16 protein-coding genes are annotated in these 21,197 nt (G+C 34.0%); 10 read left to right on the forward strand and 6 right to left on the reverse strand.

What is annotated here, in order from left to right; genetic code table 11:
- Positions 1-44: 44 nt before the first annotated feature.
- Positions 45-476, forward strand: a complete 432-nt coding sequence (locus HYN86_RS02585) for a TerB family tellurite resistance protein (protein ID WP_113676633.1) — start codon at positions 45-47, stop codon at positions 474-476.
- A gap of 239 nt (positions 477-715) precedes the next feature.
- Here HYN86_RS02585 and fbp read toward each other — a convergent pair whose 3' ends face one another.
- The gene (gene fbp, locus HYN86_RS02590) at positions 716-1,720 is read right to left on the reverse strand and encodes a class 1 fructose-bisphosphatase (protein WP_057115095.1); all 1,005 of its coding nucleotides are present in this window, start codon (positions 1,718-1,720) and stop codon (positions 716-718) included.
- 263 nt (positions 1,721-1,983) lie between these two features.
- On the opposite strand from fbp, the gene HYN86_RS02595 reads away from it, so the two are divergent.
- The 5 genes from HYN86_RS02595 to HYN86_RS02615 all read left to right on the forward strand — a co-directional run bounded on the left by HYN86_RS02595 (position 1,984) and on the right by HYN86_RS02615 (position 9,438).
- Complete coding sequence (locus HYN86_RS02595) at positions 1,984-2,472, forward strand: GNAT family N-acetyltransferase (RefSeq protein ID WP_113676634.1); 489 nt, start codon at positions 1,984-1,986, stop codon at positions 2,470-2,472.
- A 142-nt stretch (positions 2,473-2,614) separates the two neighbouring features.
- Complete coding sequence (locus tag HYN86_RS02600; RefSeq protein ID WP_113676635.1) at positions 2,615-3,874, forward strand: aspartate kinase; 1,260 nt, start codon at positions 2,615-2,617, stop codon at positions 3,872-3,874.
- A gap of 180 nt (positions 3,875-4,054) precedes the next feature.
- Positions 4,055-7,489 (forward strand): hypothetical protein, encoded by a 3,435-nt coding sequence (locus HYN86_RS02605; protein ID WP_113676636.1) that lies wholly within the window; start codon positions 4,055-4,057, stop codon positions 7,487-7,489.
- A 64-nt stretch (positions 7,490-7,553) separates the two neighbouring features.
- The gene (locus tag HYN86_RS02610; RefSeq protein ID WP_113676637.1) at positions 7,554-8,108 is read left to right on the forward strand and encodes a hypothetical protein; all 555 of its coding nucleotides are present in this window, start codon (positions 7,554-7,556) and stop codon (positions 8,106-8,108) included.
- A 250-nt stretch (positions 8,109-8,358) separates the two neighbouring features.
- Positions 8,359-9,438, forward strand: a complete 1,080-nt coding sequence (locus HYN86_RS02615) for a glycosyltransferase (protein ID WP_113676638.1) — start codon at positions 8,359-8,361, stop codon at positions 9,436-9,438.
- 124 nt (positions 9,439-9,562) lie between these two features.
- Here HYN86_RS02615 and HYN86_RS02620 read toward each other — a convergent pair whose 3' ends face one another.
- From HYN86_RS02620 to HYN86_RS02630, 3 genes are all read right to left on the reverse strand, one after another.
- Positions 9,563-10,873 carry a porin gene (locus HYN86_RS02620; RefSeq protein ID WP_113676639.1) on the reverse strand — a complete coding sequence of 437 codons (1,311 nt, stop codon included), beginning with the start codon at positions 10,871-10,873 and terminating at the stop codon, positions 9,563-9,565.
- 163 nt (positions 10,874-11,036) lie between these two features.
- Entirely contained in the window at positions 11,037-12,122 is a 1,086-nt protein-coding gene (locus HYN86_RS02625; RefSeq protein WP_113676640.1) for a sensor histidine kinase, read from the reverse strand.
- A 264-nt stretch (positions 12,123-12,386) separates the two neighbouring features.
- Positions 12,387-13,070 (reverse strand): response regulator transcription factor, encoded by a 684-nt coding sequence (locus HYN86_RS02630; RefSeq protein WP_095954934.1) that lies wholly within the window; start codon positions 13,068-13,070, stop codon positions 12,387-12,389.
- 243 nt (positions 13,071-13,313) lie between these two features.
- Between HYN86_RS02630 and HYN86_RS02635 the strand changes: the two genes are divergently transcribed.
- The 4 genes from HYN86_RS02635 to HYN86_RS02650 all read left to right on the forward strand — a co-directional run bounded on the left by HYN86_RS02635 (position 13,314) and on the right by HYN86_RS02650 (position 19,014).
- Entirely contained in the window at positions 13,314-16,061 is a 2,748-nt protein-coding gene (locus HYN86_RS02635) for a TonB-dependent receptor (protein ID WP_113676641.1), read from the forward strand.
- A 137-nt stretch (positions 16,062-16,198) separates the two neighbouring features.
- A complete protein-coding gene (locus HYN86_RS02640; RefSeq protein WP_113676642.1) occupies positions 16,199-17,392 on the forward strand; it encodes a hypothetical protein in 1,194 nt (397 codons plus the stop codon).
- Positions 17,393-17,561: 169 nt separating this feature from the next.
- On the forward strand, positions 17,562-17,900 hold the full coding sequence (locus HYN86_RS02645) for a T9SS type A sorting domain-containing protein (RefSeq protein WP_113676643.1): 339 nt from the start codon (positions 17,562-17,564) through the stop codon (positions 17,898-17,900).
- Between the two features lie 133 nt (positions 17,901-18,033).
- Positions 18,034-19,014 carry a LuxE/PaaK family acyltransferase gene (locus HYN86_RS02650; RefSeq protein WP_162789417.1) on the forward strand — a complete coding sequence of 327 codons (981 nt, stop codon included), beginning with the start codon at positions 18,034-18,036 and terminating at the stop codon, positions 19,012-19,014.
- Between the two features lie 57 nt (positions 19,015-19,071).
- Here HYN86_RS02650 and HYN86_RS02655 read toward each other — a convergent pair whose 3' ends face one another.
- Both HYN86_RS02655 and tyrS read right to left on the reverse strand, forming a co-directional pair.
- Entirely contained in the window at positions 19,072-19,413 is a 342-nt protein-coding gene (locus HYN86_RS02655) for a hypothetical protein (protein WP_113676645.1), read from the reverse strand.
- A gap of 441 nt (positions 19,414-19,854) precedes the next feature.
- Positions 19,855-21,150 (reverse strand): tyrosine--tRNA ligase, encoded by a 1,296-nt coding sequence (tyrS, locus tag HYN86_RS02660; RefSeq protein ID WP_113676646.1) that lies wholly within the window; start codon positions 21,148-21,150, stop codon positions 19,855-19,857.
- Positions 21,151-21,197 lie beyond the last annotated feature (47 nt).

The raw sequence follows: 21,197 nt of genomic DNA on the forward strand, positions 1-21,197 counted from the left end.
TTTAAAAATAGGATTATATTTGTTGCTTAAAAACCGATTTAATTATGCCATTTTCAGAATTATTTGATAACGAATTCAAACAAAGAAACAGAGGTCATTTCTCTGCAATTGTGCGTGTAGCTTTTGCAGACGGAAAAATTAGTAAAGAAGAACAAGAGTTTTTAGATAAAATTGCTTCTACATTACAAATTTCAGAAGACGAATATAAAGAAATTCTTGCTGATCCTTGGAAACACCCAATAAACCCACCTTACTTATATACACAACGTTTAGAGCGTTTATATGATTTAGCAAGAATGGTTCATGTAGATCATCACTTAGGAGACCTGCAAGAAGTTATGCTGACTCGTATGGGATTAGCATTAGGTTTCACTCCAGGAAACGTAAACTATATCATTAGAAAAGCATTGTCTTTAGTTGACAAAAAAGTAGATTTAGATACTTTCCTATTCGAAATGGAAAATATGAACAAGTAATTTTTTAGTATTCAGTTTACAGTAGTAGTTTACAGCTTTTTTACTTACGCTTAAATTGAAATAAAATAAAAACCCGAGAGATTTAAAATCTTTCGGGTTTTCTGTTTTTAATCTAAATCCTAACTATTCGCAAAAGAAACCCGACATGTTTTTAAAACCTGTCGGGTTTGAAATTATAACCAAGAGCTAAACAGTCTCTAAAAACTGAGACCGTGACTGAAAACTGAAAACTGAATACTTTACTCAGCTGCCATAAACTCCTCAGCTTTTTCTACCATATTATAACTTCCGCAGAAAAACGGAACTCTTTGGTGCAGTTCTGTCGGCTGGATTTCCATAATTCTTCCAAAACCGTCTGTTGCTTTTCCACCAGCTTGTTCTGCAAGAAATGCCATTGGATTACATTCATATAATAAACGTAATTTTCCTTTTGGCGCTTTTGAACTTGTTGGATAAATATACACACCGCCTTTGATCATATTTCGATGAAAATCGGCAACGAGACTTCCTATATATCTCGAGGTATAAGGCCTGTCCCCTTCTTCGCGCTGGCAGTATTTAATGTAATTTTTTACTCCCTGCGGAAAATGAACATAATTACCTTCGTTCACCGAATAGATGTGTCCGTCTTTTGGAAACTTCATATTTGGGTGCGAAAGATAAAACGTTCCAATCGCTGGGTTTAAGGTAAACCCATTTACTCCATAGCCTGTTGTGTAAACCAGCATTGTCGAAGTTCCATAAATTACATAGCCTGCTGCAACTTGATTGATTCCCGGCTGTAAAAAATCCTCGCTTGTTACCGGAGTTCCTATTGGAGTAATTCTTCTGAAAACAGAAAAAATAGTTCCCACAGAAACATTAACATCAATGTTTGAAGATCCGTCAAGCGGATCCATTAAGATCACGTACTTATTATTATGACAGTTGTCGCTCCCCTGAACTGTAATAAAATCGTCGTTTTCTTCAGAAGCAATACCACAGACAATCTCACGGTTTATTAACGTCTGGATAAATACTTCGTTTGCATAGACATCTAATTTTTGCTGGTCTTCGCCCTGAATATTCTGTTCGCCTACAGCGCCTATAATATCCACTAAACCCGCTTGGTTTACTTTATGATTGACCACCTTTGCCGCCAATCGAATAGAGTTAATAATTCGCGAGAGTTCTCCCGACGAATACTGAAATGCTTTTTGGTTCTCAATAATAAACTCTCCCAGTGTTTTATTGCGTTCTTCCATTTCTAAATCGTTATAGTTTTAATTTTAAGTCACAAATATCGCTTATTTTGTGAGAATGATTTAAAAATTATTTTGTTAGTTTGCTACTATTGTATATTTGCTAAAATTTTACAGAAAGCAACAATATAAGCTTTGTTTTCTTTGATAATATGCAGATAAAAATACGAATACATGAAATTGCCTCCTGCATGCCTTTGTGAAAACAAATGCTGCATTAGGAAAAAGCAATACTATAAAGGACAAAAAAATAACGATTACCAATTATGAATATTAGAAAAGGAAATCCTGAAGACATGAAATCGGTGTTGGGGCTAATTCAGGAGCTGGCAATATTCGAAAAAGAGCCTGAAGCGGTTGTCATTACAGAAGAGGATTTAATACGTGATGGTTTTGGCGAAAAACCACTTTTTCATGTTTTTGTTGCAGAGATCGAAAACGACGAAAAACAAAAAGAAATAGTTGGAATTGCATTATACTATTACCGTTATTCTACTTGGAAAGGAAAAACAATACACCTTGAAGATTTAATAGTTAAAGAAAAGATGCGAGGCACAGGTTTAGGTTCTGCCCTTTATGCCGAAATAATGAAGCAAGGCAAGAAAGATGGAGTACGAAGAGTAGAATGGAATGTTTTAGCCTGGAATACACCAGCAGTTAATTTTTACAAGAATTCTGGCGCAAAAATTCTAGAAGACTGGCAAGTGGTGCAAATGGACGAAGCTGGAGTTAATTCCTTCTTGGAAAAATTATAAAAGTAGGTTACCACAGATTATGAGGATTTTAAAATCTGTGTAAATCATTTTATCGCGATAGCTATCGGCGGTAACAGAAAAACAAAATACTAGATTTCGATTTGAATCTGAAATCTAAAATCTAAAAATCTATTAATTAAAAATGAGAGTATTTAAATTTGGAGGAGCATCGGTAAAAGATGCAGATGGAATTAAAAACGTATACGACGTTTTACAGAAAGTGGGTTATGAAGATGTAATATTGGTAGTTTCGGCGATGGGTAAAACTACAAATGCTCTTGAAGTTGTTATCAAAAATTACTTTGACAAATCGGCAGAATTGAGTTCTTCTGTACAAGAAATAAAAAAATATCACAATCAAATATTACTAGATTTATTTGAAGACGAAAAACATGAAGTTTTTGGAGCTGTAAATGCGCAGTTTGCCGAACTTGAATATTTTTTATCGCATAATAAATCTCCAAACTATAACTTTGTTTACGATCAAGTAGTAAGTTTTGGAGAATTAATTTCTACTAATATTTTAAGTCATTATATGAATTTCAGAGGAATTCAGACGCAATGGCTTGACGTTCGTAATTTCATCAAAACCAATGCAAATTATAGAGATGCAGAAGTAGATTGGGAAACTACACAACAGCTTATCAGCAAAAATGTTCCGAGAAAAACATTGAATATTACACAAGGATTTTTAGGTGCAGACGAGAACAATTTCACTACAACTTTAGGACGTGAAGGTTCTGATTATACTGCAGGAATTTTTGCTTACTGCTTAAATGCCGAAAGCGTAACGATCTGGAAAGACGTTCCTGGAGTTATGAATGCCGATCCGCGTTATTTTGAAAATGCGAGTTTGTTAAACCAGATTTCGTATCGTGAAGCTATCGAATTGGCATTTTACGGTGCAACGGTAATTCACCCAAAAACATTACAGCCTTTACAGAAAAAAGAAATTCCGTTATACGTAAAATCTTTTATCAATCCGTTATTAAAAGGAACTTGTGTTTCTAAAGGAGTTGATTTGGAACCTCAGTATCCATGTTTTATTGTAAAAAGAGAGCAGCTTTTAATTTCGCTTTCATCAATTGATTTTTCTTTTATTATGGAAGAAAATATTAGTGAGATCTTCGGATTATTCCATGAATTTAAAATCAAAGTAAACTTGATTCAGAACTCTGCCATTAGTTTCTCTGTTTGTGTGGAAGATAAATTTGGAAATTTCAACGATTTGAATGCGATTCTTTCGAAAAAATTCAAAGTTGACTTTAATGAAAATGTAACACTTTATACGATTCGTCACTTTAATCAAGACGCTGCTCATACTGTTGAGGCCAACAAAGAAGTTTTATTAAAACAAGTCAGCCGCGAAACGATGCAGATTGTGACTAAGGAGCTAAATTAATTCTCTAAGCGTTAATTATTTCAATTCATTATAAAAGGTTTCATCTTAATTGGTGAGACCTTTTTTTAATTATATTTCTATTTTTACAAAGCAACTGCTTCATCAGTCTAAAACGTCCAAATCACTTTCTATTTTTCCCAATTATAAATACTACTTTTGACTTTTGAGAGTTAAAGTATTATGTTGAAAAATTTACTGTTTTTGACGGTTTTGATCTGGTTTTCTGCGCTTCAGGCTCAGGAAACTCAAACGCTGTATAAAACCAAAAAAATAGTCACTTCAAAAGATACTATTCATCTTGAAAATGTCAGCATTAATTCCAGTTTCTTTCAAATTTTAAATACTAAAAACGAACCGATTGATTCAACTTTTTATAAAATTGATTTTCAAAAAGGTTTTTTACTTTTAAATGAAAATTTCCAGTCGTCATCAGATACCTTAATTGTCAATTACCTCAAATATCCTGATTTTTTAACCAAAGAATACAGTCTTTATAAATCGGATCAAATTGTAAGCGGTGACGTTGGAACCGACAAACTGTATCGAATAGACAATAATGCAAATGCTAAAAAAGTTACGCCTTTTGACGGATTAAATACTTCTGGAAGCATTACCCGCGGTATTACTATTGGAAACAACCAAAGCACGGTTTTAAATTCAAATTTAGATTTGCAGATTACGGGTAAAATCTCAGAAAAAGTCAGTTTGAGAGCTTCTCTTCAAGATAATAATATTCCACTGCAAGATGGCGGTTATTCGCAAAAGCTGGACCAGTTCGATAATATTTTTATGGAACTTTTCAGCGAAGATTGGAACATCCGCGCAGGCGATGTTTTTTTAGAGAATAGGAAAACACAATTTTTAAGTTTCAATAAAAAGGTTCAGGGAATTTCTGCCAGCTTTGATCTTGATACTGAGAAAAGCAAAACCAATGTTTTTGCATCGGTTGCATTTGTAAAAGGGCAATATGCCAAAAGTACTTTTATGGGCCAGGAAGGAAATCAAGGTCCGTATAAACTAAAAGGTCAAAACGGCGAATTATATGTTTTGGTTATTTCGGGTTCCGAACGTGTTTATGTAAACGGCGTTTTGCTGAAACGCGGCGAAAACAACGATTATGTAATTGATTATAATGCGGGGGAAATTGTTTTTACTTCGCTTTTCACCATTACTTCAGAAATGAGGATTAATGTTGAATACCAATATTCGGAACGAAATTACAACCGAGTGGTAACCTATGCCGGCGCTACACACGAAAATAAAAACTGGAGTTTTGGCGGTTATATTTATTCTGAAAATGATTTGAAAAATCAGCCTTTGCAGCAAAATCTTTCTACAGAACAAGTCCATATTTTAAGTGAAGCTGGAGATGATACCAATTCAATGAAAGCGCCTTCCGCATATGAAGACAGCTATGCCGATAATAAAATTCTCTATAAAAAAACAATTGTAAATTCGGTTGAAATTTATGAATATTCTAATAACCCAGCAGATGTTTTGTACAATGTAAGATTTAGTCTCGTGGGAGCAAATGCCGGAAATTATATCATTCAAAACAACAATTCTGTCGAACGAATTTATCAATATGCAGAACCAATTAACGGGGTTTTGCAGGGAAATTATGAACCAATTGTACAGCTTGTCGCGCCAATTAAACTTCAAGTCGCCACTTTCTTGGGGAAATATAATCCGAACGAGAAAACTTTAGTCGATTTTGAATTGGCGGTGAGCAATAATGATCAAAATTTATTTTCGGGAATTGATGACGGCAATAATGAAGGAGTTGCTTTTAAAACAAATCTTAAAAAACGTCTTTTCTCCAAAAGCTGGAATTTAGATGTTTTTGGAAATTACCAATATGTACAGCAAAATTTTAAATCGGTTGAGCGTTTGTATAATATCGAATTTAACCGCGACTGGAACTTAACAGGAACGCTTTTGGGCAATCAAAGTCTGCTGGTTACGGGTTTAAATTTTGATCTATATTCTAAAAAGGAAACTTCTAATATAGGATTAATAAATTATCAATTTGAGAAATTAGATTTCAGCGAAAGTTATACGGGATCCAGACATACAACAACGGCTCTTTTTAAAATAAAAAACTGGACGATCGAAAACAATGGAAGTTTCTTAAACTCTGATGCAACAGCTTCAACATCTAAATTCATTCGAAACCAAACGCGAACTAAATATCATTTTGGTAAAAACTGGGTTGGTGGCAGCATGCAGTTAGAAAACAATCAGGAAAAAGATAAAATTACCAATCAGTTTTCGGCTATAAGCCAAAAATTTTCAGAATATGGTGTGTTTACTGGAAGGGGTGACAGTACTAAGGTTTTTGTGGAAATAGGATTTTTGCAAAGGAGAAATGATAGTTTACAAAACGGATTTTTGCAGCACGTTAACAATTCGCAGACGTATTATTTAAAATCGAAATTGATTCAAAACAAAAAAACAGATTTAGCGGTTTACGCGAGTTACCGAAATTTGGATTTTACAGATAATACAGGAAAAAATGAACCGTCATTAAATTCTAGAGTTTTATATAATGATCGTTTTTTCAATCAATTAATGCAGATTGGAACAGCTTATGAAACAAGTTCTGGAACAATTGCACAACAGGAATTTACTTATGTTGAAGTGCCAGCCGGGCAGGGAGTTTATACTTGGAATGATTATAATGGAAACGGAATTCAGGAATTACAGGAATTTGAAATTGCGGTTTTTCAGGATCAGGCGAAATATGTTCGAATCTTTTTACCGAATCAAATTTACATTAAAACCAACCAAAATAAGTTCTCGCAGTCTTTAACATTGAATCCGCTGCAATGGCAGAACGAAAAAGGTTTTAAAAAACTTTTGTCTTATTTTTACAATCAGACGTCATTTATAATGGATCGAAAAGTAAAAAGCGAGGGTGAAAAGCTCGAACTTAATCCGTTTGATTCCTCAGAAGAAAATATTTTAGGATTGAATTCGAGTTTTAGAAACAGTTTGTTTTACAACCGAGGCCGGCAAAAACATTCTGTCACTTATTCTTATCTTGTGAATAAAGGCAAAAGTCTGCTTTCTATCGGTTCGCAGAATGTGCGTAATTATTCGCATCAACTTCAATATACACATTTGTATCAAAAAAGCTGGCTGTTTAATTTCTTTACTAAAACCGTAAAAACAGACCTGGTATCTGAAGATTTTGTGGAAAAAAATTACGACATCAATGGCTGGCAGCTGGCACCAAAAATTAGTTATTTGTTTTCTAAAAACACCAAATTGGATTTCTTTTATGAGCTGCAGAACAAGAAGAATCAAATTGGCAATTTCGAAACTTTAAAACAAAATCGAATTGGAACTTCTTTTTCTTACGCGGGTGAAAAAAAAGTGACTGTAAATGGTGAATTTTCTTTTTATGAAAATAAATTTGACGGAAATGAATTTTCATCTGTAGGTTTTCAAATGCTTGAAGGACTTCAGGCTGGATCAAATTTGGTTTGGAAACTGCTTCTGCAAAAGAACATTACCTCTTTTTTAGATGTTAATTTAAATTATCAAGGCCGTAAGAGCGAAACAGGAAATACTATTCATACAGGAAATGTTCAGCTTCGTGCATATTTTTAGTTGACTGCGAAAAAGATGACAAAAAAATGTTTAATTTTAGTTTAAAATTTAAACATATAACCTTATGAAAAAATTAGTATTAATCTGTTTTTTAGTTGTTTTCTCCTCTAATTTCTACGCTCAGGAAACAACTGCAAAAACTGGGAAAAGCAAAACAGAAACTTCGGCAAAAAAAACAAAATCAACTGCAGATAAAGCCGCTGCTGATGCAAAAAAAGAAGCTGCAAAATCTAAAAAAGCAGCAGATGAAGCAAAAGACGCTTCGACAAAAGCAAAAAAAGAAACTGCTGATAAAGCAAAAAAAACAGCAGACAAAGAAGCTGCAAAAGCAAAAGCCGATGCTAAACAAGCAACAACAGAATCTGACAAAGCTAAAAGTGCAGCAGAAAAAGCTAAAGCTGATGCTAAAAAATCAACTGCAAAAGCTGACGCTGCAAAGAAAGATGCTGCAACTGCAAAAAAATCTGCTGCTAAAACTTTAAAGGAGACTAACGAAAAAGCTCCAGCTGTTCCAGATAAAGTTACTGGTGAATATAATGGCAAAAAAGTATATACTGGGCCAAGAGGAGGTAAATACTACATTAATAAAAATGGGAATAAAACTTATATTCAGGATTAGTTAAAAGGTTCTGAGGTTCTAAGATGCTGAGGTACTAAGGTGCTGAGATACTAACGTTTTGAGAATCTAAGAAACATATTTGAAGCCGGAACTTTTGTTCGGCTTTTTTATTCATCAAAAAACACTCAGAACCTTAGTACCTCAGCATCTTAGAACCTTAAAAAAAATATTGACTTAATAATTTAGTAATGCACCCTAAATAGCATAGAAAACATATTTCTTTATCTTCGTTTTTTAAAAGTGTTAAAAAATGAGCATTGATTACTCTGCGAATAAAACTATTTTAGTAGCTCCATTAAATTGGGGACTTGGCCATGCAACTCGATGCATTCCCATTATTAAAGCGCTTCAGGAGAATAATTATATTCCCATTATTGCTTCTGATGGTGTTGCTCTGGCTTTACTGCGAAAAGAGTTTCCTTATATACAAACTTTAGAACTGCCTTCTTATCATATTGAATATGCAAAGAATGGTAAAAACTTTAAATGGAAGCTGATTAAAAATCTTCCTAAAATGATTACGGCTATTTTAGATGAGAAAAAAATGGTCAATAGCTGGATCAAAAAATACGGTATTGATGGTATAATTTCAGATAACAGATTAGGGGTTTTCAGCAAAAAAGTGCCTTCTGTTTTTATGACACATCAATTGAATGTGATGACTGGAAATACTACTTGGTTTACGAGTAAATGTCATCAGCATTTTATTAAAAAATATACCGAATGCTGGGTTCCTGATACAAATGATGCAGTAAATCTTACTGGAGACTTAGGTCATCTTAAAAACAGTGAACTCAATTTAAAATATATTGGACCGCTGAGCCGCATGAAGAAAAAGGATACTCCTAAAATATATGATCTGATGATTATACTTTCAGGACCTGAGCCGCAGCGCACTTACCTAGATGAAAAGCTGCAGAAAGAAGCAGCAAAATATCCGGGTAAAGTAGTTTTTGTACAGGGAATTATTCAAAAATCGCAGGAAAAATGGCAGGCAGGAAATATAACGTACTATAATTTCATGAATTCGAAACAGCTGGAACAAACTTTCAACGAAAGCGAATTTGTGCTATGCCGATCTGGTTATACTACTGTTATGGATTTGGCAAAATTGGGTAAAAAAGCTTTTTTTATTCCAACGCCTGGTCAATATGAACAAGAATATCTGGCGATAAAACTTCAAGACGAAAATTTAGTACCGTACGCCATGCAAGACGACTTTACTATTGAAGATTTATCAAAAGTAAAGTCGTTTAAAGGATTGTCCCAATTTGAAAATTCTATCGACTGGGATTCCTTATTTAAAGTTTTTGAAGATAATTCTCAATAACAAAATCCGTATTTATCCTCGTCTTCACTATGTGAATCTGTTTCATCTGTGTCAAAATTAGAACACAGATCAAACGGATTTGCATTCGCAAAATCGCTGATTAATACGGATTTATTTTATCGTTTTAGAAATTAAACTGTGCTTGTAATCTTAGCACATTTCCCTGCTGTCTGTTTATTGGAAGCGCGCTGTCTTCAAAAGTTCTATCTGCAATTACATAAGATGCTGTTAATTCAAATGCCTTAATTGGCTGCCATTCGACACCTAATTCATAATCTCTAACGACATAACTTCTGGCATCTTTCTCGTATTTTTTTCCTCCGTCATAATATTGAAATTTAGCGAAAGGATAAATATGCTGTTTTTTAAGATCCCATTTGTAGTTTAATAAAACGTAACCTCCGTTCAAATCTGTTTCGTCAACAGTATTGGTTTGTGGATTGTATCGAGGCCCTGTTCCAATGTTATATTCTGTCTGGATTCCGAATGGTTTTGGATATAAAACAAATGTTGCCCCTACTCGCTGATCTTTTACATACTGCGGATCGTTAACTATAACTCCAGATGATATTTCTCCCGTAAAAGCCCATTTTCCTGTATAAGCCTGAATTCCTGGTTCTATAATCTGACTTCCAATTACAAATGGATAAGATACCCTTGTAACAACATTTAGATCTCTATTTCCGTCTAGTTTATTTGCAATCTGTCCATTGTAAACTCCAAAAGCAAATACCCCAAAATCACCAGAACCTTTATAGCCGTCTCGAACAAGCATCGCAAAACGCTCTCTAATTTCTGCAGGAGCCCAATAAAAGAATATACCCAAATCACGCTCATTTTGAATGGCGCTGTTGATTCCATCAGCACGATCCAAACTCAGACGCTGTGAACTCGACTGCATATTTTCGAAACCATATGGAATTTTACTCTGCCCTACACGAACTCGGTATTCTTTTTTCTTATCGAAGGAAAGATCGAAATAAAGGTCACGAATTTGTACGAAGTTCTGAATTCCAGTACTTGGAGAACTGGCAAAATCCGGCTGAAAATAGAAAAATACATTTGGATGGACCTGACCCGAAAACACTAAACGCGCACGGCGGATAAAAAGTCCGTTGTTTGCTTTTGCATCTGGAGCTGTAGAAGTTGTTCCCCAAGATTTATCGCATTGCTCACAAGAAACTTTATCATTTGTAGAAAATAGACCATTGTATCTAATTTGAGCATAACCTCTTAAAGAGATTCTGTCGTACCAATGTTCTTCAATTCCACCTCCAGATTTTGTGTCTGGAAGTTTTGCTTTGTTGATAGAATCTAAAATACGCATTACTTCGTTTTTTACATCCTGTTTGTTTAGTTCCTGCTTGTTTGTTTCCTGCGCATTGGCTGCACAAGTTAACAGTAATAAAACTGCTAATAGTTTTCTTTTTATCATTAGTTCTGTAATACCCTTAATTTCAGGATGCAAAGATGGAGCACCTATGTTAAGAAATCATTAACCAGATGTTACTATAATAAAAATTTAATGTTATGCCCTAAAACGAAATGTTGATTTATTGTTAAACACCTTTATTTTAGGGCTTTCAGCAAAAATGACGTTACGATTTTTTAACGTCGGTTTTTTGATTTTTAAATGCTTTTTCGAGCGTAAAAGAGAATTCTGAACCAATTCCGAACTCACTTTCTACATAAACTTTCTCTTTATGTGCTTCAATAATATGCTTTACAATTGCCAATCCTAAACCAGAACCTCCTTCAGAACGGGTTCCGCTTTTATCAACTCGGTAAAAACGTTCAAAAAGCCTTGGAATATTTTGTTTTTCAACTCCTTCTCCGTTATCACTAATACGAATCAAGACTTTTTTCTTAGTTAAGTTTACAACGCCGACTTCGGTCAAGCCGCCTTCTTTTCCGTATTTAATAGAGTTTACAATTAGGTTTTCTAAAACCTGTTGAATTCTGTCTTGATCACCTCGAATGATAACTGACTGGACATTTTTACTTTCGAAAGCCAATTTGATTTTCTTTTTATCGGCTTTCATTTCCAATAAATCAAAAACATTTTGAATCAGCTCAACGATATCAAAATCAGTCATATTTAAATCTAAATCGCCCGATTCTAATTTGGTGATCATATCCAAATCTTCGACTATATATATCAAACGCTCTACTCCTTTTTCAGCACGTTTTAAATATTTTTTACGAATGTGTTTATCATCCATTGCTCCGTCGAGCAAAGTCGAAACATAACCTTGCACAGTAAACAAAGGTGTTTTAAGTTCGTGCGAAACGTTTCCTAAAAACTCTCTTCGGTACTGTTCGCGAATTTCGAGCATTTCGATTTCGAGTTTTTTATCGGTCGCAAACTTTTTCACTTCACGCGAAAGCGTTTCCATATCGGTATTAATCGGCTGATTGATAAGAGTTGTTGATTCTAATAACGAAACCTCATCGTAAATTTTCTTTACTCTTCGGTAAATAAAGCGTTCTACACGATATTGTAAAACCAGAAAAGAGAAAATATAGATTACGATAATAAAAATTATTCCAAACGCAACTTGATGTTTTAATTGATTTTTATAAAATAATGACATTAACATCAGTACAAATGCTGTCGTAAAGAGACTGATATACAATGCCGATTTAATGGCAAATTTGTATGTTTTTTTAAAATTAATTTTCATTGATAGTATCTAAGCATTAAGAGATTAAGGCAAATTAAGTTTTTGCTTTGAATTAATACTTCCGTATTGAATTAAATTTGAACTCAAAACAAAGTTAACTCAAAAACCATATAAGAAATTAAAGTTCGCGTGATCTTTAATTCCCTATATGGTTTATATTTTTTATTGTTTTAATAAATTCGAATGCGTTTAAATCTTAACCAAAATTCAAAGCTACAAGAGCCTTAGAAACTTAGTATCTTAGAACCTTAGCATCTTATAAATCTATACTTCAAATTTATAGCCAACTCCTTTAATTGTTTTAAAAAGATCTTCGCCAATTTTTTCACGAAGTTTCCTGATGTGAACATCAATTGTTCTTCCACCAACCACAACTTCGTTCCCCCAAACTTTATCAAGGATTTCATCTCTCTTGAAAACTTTTCCAGGTTTTGAAGCCAGCAGATAAAACAATTCGAATTCTTTTCGAGGCAAAGCAATTTCTACGTTGCCTTTAATGATTTTATATTCTTCGCGGTTAATCTCTATTCCACCAACATTTAGTGTATCTGAAACCACTTCTTGTTCTTTTAACCTTCTTAACAAAGCCTTCACTTTAGAGACCAATAATTTTGGTTTAATTGGCTTTGTAATATAATCATCAGCACCAGCATCAAAACCAGCAACTTGCGAATAATCCTCACTTCTTGCAGTAAGAAAAGTTATGATAACATTATTTAATTCAGGAATTTTTCTAATATGCTCGCAAGCTTCCATTCCGTCCATTTCTGCCATCATTACATCCATAATAATTAATTCCGGCAATTCTTTCTGAGCCTTAGCTATAGCATCTTTTCCGTTAGAAGCTGTAACTATCTGGTAGCCTTCCTGAGCTAGGTTATAGCCAACGATTTCTAAGATATCTGGTTCGTCGTCAACTAATAAAATCTTAGTTTGTGTTTTTTTCATAAATAGCAAAAATTGAGATTTTTACATCAAATCTTTTTAATTATTTATCCGATGTTTTTTATTTCACAGGGTAAATATAGTAACAAAAGAACCTTTAAAAATTGGTGTTAACGGTAATTTAATCTCGTAACAATTTGATAATCTTAACAACACAAAAACATAACAAGTCCGTAACATGGACTTCACAGAGCGGTTCTTTCTTTGCACAAAAATAATAAGACACAAACACAACACTGAAAAAAAATGAAATTCAATTTAAGATTTCTCTTTATTGCATTATTTATCTGTACGATTTCGATCGCGCAAAACAAAGGTACAATTTCTGGAGTTCTAACCGACAAAGAAATGAACAATGAAGTTTTACCATTTGCTAATGTTTTAGTTAAAGGTACAAATATTAGCGTAAACACAGACGTTGACGGAAAATATTCGTTGAGCGTAAATCCTGGAAATTATACTCTTATTTTTAGTTTTTTAGGATATGAATCTATAGAAGCTCCAGTTGCTGTAAAAGCAGACGAAACTGTAGTGATTAATCAAGCTCTTTCTTCAGGAAGTTATACACTTAAAGATGTTGTCGTACAAGCAGCTGCCGTAAGTAAACAAAAAGAAACTGCTTTACTTTTGGAACAAAAAAATGCTGTTGACATCAAACAAACTATTGGTGCACAAGAACTTTCTAGAAAAGGTGTTGGAGACGTAGCTGCTGCGGTAGCAAAAACTTCTGGAGTATCTAAACAAGAAGGAAGCAACAACGTTTATGTACGAGGATTGGGTGACCGTTATAATTCTACTTCGATGAACGGACTGCCAATTCCATCAAATGATCCTCAAAGAAAGAACATTGCTCTTGATCTTTTTTCAACTGACATTGTAGAATATATTTCAATTGACAAATCGTACGGTGCAAAAATGTATGGTGACTTTGCTGGAGGAAATGTAGATATCGTTTCTAAAGATTACCGTGGAAAAGGAATGTTTGAAATTTCATTAGGTTCTAAAGTAAATACTAATGCAGTATCAAACGCCAGCAACTTTTTATTGCAGCAAGGACCAAATAAAACAGGTTTTGTTTCTTATGGAGTTCCTAACAATCCATTAAGCAGTTTTAGTTTTGAAAACAGCTTAAATCCTAAAAAAGAATCTCCTTTTGGAGGAAACTTTAACCTAAAAGCAGGTAAAACTTTTAACATTGGTGAAGAAGGAAAATTAAGCCTTTTTGCTACTGCAGGTTTTGCAAATGGCTATGAGTTTAGAGAAGGACTAACTCAAAGTGTAAATGCTCAGGGTGCTTCATTAAAATCTTTCCAACAAGAAAAATTCACTTACAACACTAATACTACCGGAATGTTCAATGCTAACTACCGCTTGAACAAAAACCATAAAATTGGATATAACTTTTTGTTTGTTAATACATCTGAGCAAACTAGAGATACTTATTATGGTAGTGATCGTGATTTTGATAATGAAAATGCTGATCTGCTTGTTCAGAGAGGTACGTTTACACAAAACACAGTGTTTATCAATCAGCTTTTAGGAAGCGATAAATTAACTGATAAAATCGATTTGGACTGGGGTCTTTCATACAACACTGTAAAAGGTGATATGCCGGACAGAACTCAAAACAAAATGTTCCATAACCCAACAACAGACGTTTATACGCTTGCTCAAAGAACTACAACAGACAACCAAAGATATTTCCAAAATCTTAAAGAAGATGAGGCAGCAGCGAACCTTGCAATCTCTTACAAATTAGGAGATGAAGATGGTGAACCAAAAGGAAAAATTACTGCAGGTTATAACGGAAGATTTAAAAAACGTGATTTTGAAGCTATTCAATTCAACTTCAACATCAGCCAGACTGGTCAAAATACAAGTGTCGATCCTAACAATTTAGATGCATTCTTTAACCAAGCAAATTATAGCAGTGGTTTATTCTCAACTGCTTCTTTTGCAGGAATGGCTCCTCAAACTTACGATGGTAAACAAGATATACATGCAGGTTTTGGTAATTTCGAATACAAATTCACAGATAAATTCAGCTCTGTCATTGGTGTTAGATACGAAAGAATCTCTCAAACAGTTAACTGGAGAACACAGCTTGATGCAGGTGGAGGAACAAATACTTTTGAAAGAAATGAGTTTTTACCAAGTGCTATCTTAAAGTATGAGTTAAACGAAAAACAAAATCTTCGTTTTGCAGCTAGTAAAACATACACATTGCCACAGTTTAAAGAACGTGCTTTGTTTATTTATGAAGATGTAATGGAATCTGTAATTGGTAACCCAAGTTTATATCCTTCACAAAACTACAATTTTGATTTAAAATGGGAAATGTTCCCAAAAAGCGATGAGTTATTCTCTGTTACTGCTTTCGGAAAATATATCATGGATCCAATAAACCAAATCATTATTGCTTCTTCTACAAATGACATTTCTTTTGTTAATATCGGAGATACAGGTTATGCATATGGGGTTGAATTAGAAGCAAGAAAAAACATTTTTGATATCGAAGGAGAATACACAAACAAACTTTCTTTTGGATTTAATGCTTCTTTAATGAAAACACATCAAGACATTGATTCGGAAAAAGTAAGAGAAGAAACAGACGGAAGATTAAACATCAATACTACAGATAGCAGTTCTGGATTTACAGGAGCTTCAGATTTGATTTTAAATGCTGATTTGTCTTATACAAAAAACTTCAGAAACGACTCTGGAATTATGGCAACTCTAGCTTACAACCACTATTCTGATAAACTTTATGCAATTGGAAACGAAGGAAAAGGGAATTTAGTTGATAAAGCTATGGGATCTTTAGACCTTATTTTTAAAACAAAATTGAATAAAAGCTTAGGAATTGATTTTGGAGCAAGAAACTTATTGAATCCAGAATTCAAAAGAGTTCAGGAAAATGCAGGTGGAGATGTTCTAGTATTCAACTACAAGAAAGGGTTAACATTTGGATTAGGAATAAACTACCAATTCTAGTAACATAAAACAAATACTGAGTTATCAATTACTTAACATTTCAGTAAAAAACACATAACAAATAGATGACAACGGCTTAACGTTGATTAAAGCTTAAGTTCTAATCTTTGCATAAACACAAACTAATTAAAAAAGTAATGAAAAAAACAATTTCAACAATTTTCGGTTTAGCAGCTTTATCGCTTGTAACACTTACAACATCTTGCTCAAGCGATGACAACAACAACAATGAAGGACCAAAATCTGATTTCGTAGTAGTAAGAGAGAACTTACAAGGGGAAATCAACAGTGGTGAGGTAGTATTAGAATCTGGAACTTATAAACTTACAGGAAAATTAGTAGTTAAAAGCACTGCAAAACTTACAATTAAGCCTGGAGTTATCATCGAAGCAACTGCAGTAGCAGCTGACCAATTACAAGCTGTAAGATATATCGCTGTAGCACAAGGAGGACAAATCGACGTTCAAGGAACAGCTTCTAATCCAGTTATTATGACTGCAGAAACAAAAAAACCTGCTGCTTGGGGTGGTTTAGTAATCTGTGGAAAAGCACCAATTAACAAAGGAGCAACTGCTTCTGCTGAAGTTTCTGAGTTAACTTACGGTGGAACTGACGTTAACGATAACTCTGGATCAATTAAATATTTAAGAATTGAGTACCCAGGTTTCTCTTACAGCAGTGATAAAGAATTTAACGGAGTTTCTTTCTTTGGAGTTGGTAAAGGAACTGTTGTTGATTATGTACAAGTTTACGAAAGCTCTGATGACGGATTCGAGTGGTTTGGTGGAACTGTAAACGCATCTCACTTAGTAGTTTCTAACAAAGATACTGCATTAGTAGGTGATGATTTATTTGACTGGACTGAAGGATGGAATGGAACTGGTGAAAACTTCTACGGAATCAGAACTAACGCTGGTAACAGAGGTATCGAAGCTGATAACAACGCTAACAACCACTTAGCTACTCCAATTTCTTTCCCTACTATCAACAACCTTACTCTAATTGGAGCTGGAGTTAATGATACAAGTGCAGAATCTCAAGCTTTCAAATTAAGAGTTGGTACTAAAGGTAAATTTAACAACGTTGTATTAAAAGGTTGGAAAACTGGATTCGACGTTCAACATGACGAAAGCATTTCATACGCTGGAACTGACTTAATCGCTACTAATGTTAAATTCGAAGACGTAACACTTAAATCAAAAGCTACTGCTACAACTGCAACTGGATCTATTGATATTTCTAAATTATTCACAGAATCTGCAACTGCAACTGGAGCAGGAAACGGATCAGGAGTTCCAACTTGGACTGCTGGATGGACAAAAGGTCTATAATTAAAGACAAACAATATTCAAAAACACTCTAATTAACTTAGAGTGTTTTTTTTTACATTACTGAAATTTGAATACAAAATGTTAAAAACATCCTAAATATTTAGGATGTTTTTTTTTGGCGTACTTTTTGTAATTTTTTTTGTATATTTACAATAATTAAATACATGCGATGGCAAAAAACTACTTTTATATTACTTTCTTATTGGCATTTTTCTTTACTGTAAGCGTCTCGGCGCAAGACAGCAGGCAATTACCAAAACCTCAGGAATCGACTTCTATTGAGGGGTTAAGTTTGTACCCCAATCCTGTTACTAACGGAAAAGTGTACATATCTTCTAAGAACGATTTTGAGAAGGAAATTATTGTCTTCGATATTCTAGGCAAGAAAGTACTTCAAGCACATTTAACATCTAGAGAATTAAACGTTGCAGAATTACCTCCGGGTGTCTACATCATAAAAATAAGCGAACAAAATGCATCGGCAACCCGAAAGCTCATTATTCGGTAAAAAAAAGCTCCTTTCTTAGGAGCTTTTTTTAGTTTACAGTATTCAGTCTCTGTTTTCAGTTTAGCGACACCTGAAAACTGCGACTGAAAACTGCGACTGAAAACTAAAAACAATATCTTTGCAAAAAAAAGTTTTGATTACAGCCAGCGATATATTTACAATTTCAAGTCAGAAACAATTTGAGAAAATAGCACTAAAAGTGTTTCGTTTTCAACACGAGAATAACAAAGTTTATCGAGATTTCTGCGATTTTTTAAAGGTTAATCCGCAGCAGGTAAAATCATTACAGCAAATTCCTTTTCTCCCAATTCAATTTTTCAAAAGTCACGACGTAGTTTCTAACAATGATCCTGCGCAAGTAACTTTTACCAGCAGCGGTACAACGGGAATGATCACTAGCAGGCATTTGGTAACAGATGTTACGCTTTATGAAGAAAGTTATCGTAAAGGATTTTCTCAGTTTTACGGCAACATAGAAGATTATGTGGTTTTAGCCCTTTTGCCCTCTTATTTGGAACGCGAAGGATCTTCATTAATCTATATGGTCGATGATCTAATTAAACTCTCTAATCAGCCTGAAAGTGGGTTTTATTTACACAACTACGGAGAACTTACCCAAAAGTTAATTGAACTGGACAATTCAGGGCAAAATGTTATTTTAATTGGCGTGACTTACGCTTTATTAGATTTGATCGAAAAACACCAATTCAATCTTCAAAATACCATTATTATGGAAACTGGAGGAATGAAAGGAAAACGTAAAGAAATGATTCGCGAAGAATTGCACGAAATTCTTTGCAAAGGTTTCGGTGTTTCATCTATTCATTCAGAATATGGGATGACAGAACTTTTGGCGCAGGCCTATTCTTTAGGTGAAGGTGTTTTTGAATGTCCGTCGTGGATGAATATTTTAATTCGCGATCCAGAAGACGCCCTAACTTATGTAAAAGACGGAAAAACTGGCGGCATCAACGTGATTGACTTGGCAAATATTAATTCATGCTCTTTTATAGCTACGCAGGATTTAGGCAAAAAAAATCCCAACAACTCTTTCGAGGTCTTGGGACGTTTTGATAATTCTGATATTCGCGGTTGTAATTTGATGGTTTTATAGCTTAATCGTATTTTCCCTTCGATTAAATAATTAAACCATTAACCCGTAGTCAAAAAACTAATTTTCATCACGCACGCCAATACTTTCAATACCTTCTTTTTTATACAGCCGCTTTTCTTTTTCTCCTCGAGATTCTAAAAGTTTGTAAACGCCATAACATCCTAAAGCTCCACAAAAAACGAAAAGTATATTCCATCCCGGATTTATAAAACTATCTTCATTTGTATCAATTCCGCTTACGAAAACAGATACAAGGCCGACAGCAAATCCAGCAATCGCTGTACTTCCGTAATATCCAGCTATTCCAATAAAAAAATAGGTCCATTTATTCTTGTCGTACTCAAGAGCCAAATTGGTGAACGCTTTCCAAATCCAATAAATAAATAAAATTCCAAGCATATCTAATATGTTTATTTTGAGGATAAACTTAGTAAAAAAACATATACATTTTCATATTGATCAATCGATGTAAATTAATCAAAGCGGAACAGTGTCAGTCCGAAAGATTTTTTTGTTTGATTCGCGGGTTTAAAGCATAATGTTAATATTCCGTAGGAATATCTCATCGGTAAAAAGAAAAAATATTATTTAGCATTGTGTCCTGTAGGGACACTTGTTATTATTAAATAATCTCTCTGTTAATCAAACGTTCCTACGGAACGTAAAACGCAATCCAAATTTTTATTCTACCAATGAGACATTCCTACGGAATGAATCGTTCGTTAAACGAAAAAATCCGAATATTCTTTTCGAATATTCGGATTTCTGATATTATAAAAATGTCTCTTATTTAATCGCAAACTTTCGATTAAACAATTAAACAACTACTCTATTAAACGATTAAACCACTCTAATCACAAAATAATTCTTCTTTCCACTTTGCAACAACACAAACTGATTATTAATCAAATCATTTGCTGTTAGAACGAAATCTTCTTTAATTTTTTCTCTGTTTACAGAAATAGAATTAGCTGTCAAAGCTCTTCTAGCTTCTCCGTTCGATTTAAAAAAACCTGTTTTTTCATTCAAAACAGTAATAATATCCAATCCGTTTTCTAAATCTGCTTTTGCGATTTCAGCTTGAGGAACTCCGTCAAAAACTTCTAAAAAAGTAGCTTCATCCAATCTTTTCAAATCTTCTGCAGTTGAATTTCCAAATAAGATATTCGAAGCCTGAATTGCTTTTTCTAATTCTTCTCTATTGTGCACAAAAACAGTAATTTCTTCTGCCAGTTTCTTTTGCAAAACTCTTAAATGCGGAGCCGTTTTGTGCTCTTCGATTAAGGCATCAATTGTCTCTCTATCTAAGAAAGTAAAGATTTTGATATATTTCTCCGCATCAACATCTGTAGTGTTTACCCAAAATTGGTAAAATTTATATACCGAAGTTTTATCAGCATCTAACCAAACATTTCCACCTTCAGATTTTCCGAATTTAGATCCGTCTGCTTTTGTGATCAAAGGCGTTGTCAAAGCGTAAGCTTTTGCGTTTTCACCTCCCATTCTGCGCACTAATTCTGTACCCGTGGTAATATTACCCCATTGGTCAGAACCACCCATTTGCAGGATACAGTTGTTGTTTTTATATAAATGATAGAAATCGTAACCTTGAATTAACTGATATGTAAACTCTGTAAAAGACATTCCTTCACCTTCACCGCTAAATCTCTTTTTTACAGAATCTTTAGCCATCATATAATTTACAGTGATTCTTTTTCCAACTTCACGTGCAAAATCGATAAAAGAGAATTCTTTCATCCAATCGTAGTTATTCACCATTACCGGTGCATTTGCTTCGGTTGAACTAAAATCTAAGAAACGAGACAAGACACTTTTAATTCCTGCAACGTTTTTAGCCAAAGCTTCTTCATCAAGCAAATTTCTTTCATCAGATTTACCAGAAGGATCTCCAATCATTCCTGTTGCCCCACCCACTAAAGCAATCGGTCTGTGTCCGAAATTTTTTAGGTGAACCAATAAAATAATCTGAACCATACTCCCGATATGCAGTGAATCTGCCGTTGGATCAAAACCAATATACGCAGTGGTAGCCTCTTTTAGTAATTGTTCTTCCGTTCCAGGCATACTATCATGATATAACCCGCGCCATTTTAATTCTTCAACTAGATTCTTCATTTTTTAAAATAATTTGCGCAAATATAAGGATTGTGAATTGCAATATC

Source organism: Flavobacterium fluviale, assembly GCF_003312915.1.
Taxonomy (GTDB): domain Bacteria; phylum Bacteroidota; class Bacteroidia; order Flavobacteriales; family Flavobacteriaceae; genus Flavobacterium; species Flavobacterium fluviale.

What these genes read in the sequence shown, in the direction of transcription:
- HYN86_RS02605 (WP_113676636.1), top strand. Translation starts at nt 4,055, where the DNA reads ATGTTGAAAAATTTACTGTTTTTGACGGTTTTGATCTGGTTTTCTGCG.
- HYN86_RS02585 (WP_113676633.1), top strand. Translation starts at nt 45, where the DNA reads ATGCCATTTTCAGAATTATTTGATAACGAATTCAAACAAAGAAACAGA.
- HYN86_RS02635 (WP_113676641.1), top strand. Translation starts at nt 13,314, where the DNA reads ATGAAATTCAATTTAAGATTTCTCTTTATTGCATTATTTATCTGTACG.
- HYN86_RS02615 (WP_113676638.1), top strand. Translation starts at nt 8,359, where the DNA reads ATGAGCATTGATTACTCTGCGAATAAAACTATTTTAGTAGCTCCATTA.
- HYN86_RS02625 (WP_113676640.1), bottom strand. Translation starts at nt 12,122, where the DNA reads ATGAAAATTAATTTTAAAAAAACATACAAATTTGCCATTAAATCGGCA.
- HYN86_RS02620 (WP_113676639.1), bottom strand. Translation starts at nt 10,873, where the DNA reads ATGATAAAAAGAAAACTATTAGCAGTTTTATTACTGTTAACTTGTGCA.
- tyrS (WP_113676646.1), bottom strand. Translation starts at nt 21,150, where the DNA reads ATGAAGAATCTAGTTGAAGAATTAAAATGGCGCGGGTTATATCATGAT.
- HYN86_RS02630 (WP_095954934.1), bottom strand. Translation starts at nt 13,070, where the DNA reads ATGAAAAAAACACAAACTAAGATTTTATTAGTTGACGACGAACCAGAT.
- HYN86_RS02600 (WP_113676635.1), top strand. Translation starts at nt 2,615, where the DNA reads ATGAGAGTATTTAAATTTGGAGGAGCATCGGTAAAAGATGCAGATGGA.
- HYN86_RS02640 (WP_113676642.1), top strand. Translation starts at nt 16,199, where the DNA reads ATGAAAAAAACAATTTCAACAATTTTCGGTTTAGCAGCTTTATCGCTT.
- fbp (WP_057115095.1), bottom strand. Translation starts at nt 1,720, where the DNA reads ATGGAAGAACGCAATAAAACACTGGGAGAGTTTATTATTGAGAACCAA.
- HYN86_RS02655 (WP_113676645.1), bottom strand. Translation starts at nt 19,413, where the DNA reads ATGCTTGGAATTTTATTTATTTATTGGATTTGGAAAGCGTTCACCAAT.
- HYN86_RS02610 (WP_113676637.1), top strand. Translation starts at nt 7,554, where the DNA reads ATGAAAAAATTAGTATTAATCTGTTTTTTAGTTGTTTTCTCCTCTAAT.
- HYN86_RS02645 (WP_113676643.1), top strand. Translation starts at nt 17,562, where the DNA reads ATGGCAAAAAACTACTTTTATATTACTTTCTTATTGGCATTTTTCTTT.
- HYN86_RS02595 (WP_113676634.1), top strand. Translation starts at nt 1,984, where the DNA reads ATGAATATTAGAAAAGGAAATCCTGAAGACATGAAATCGGTGTTGGGG.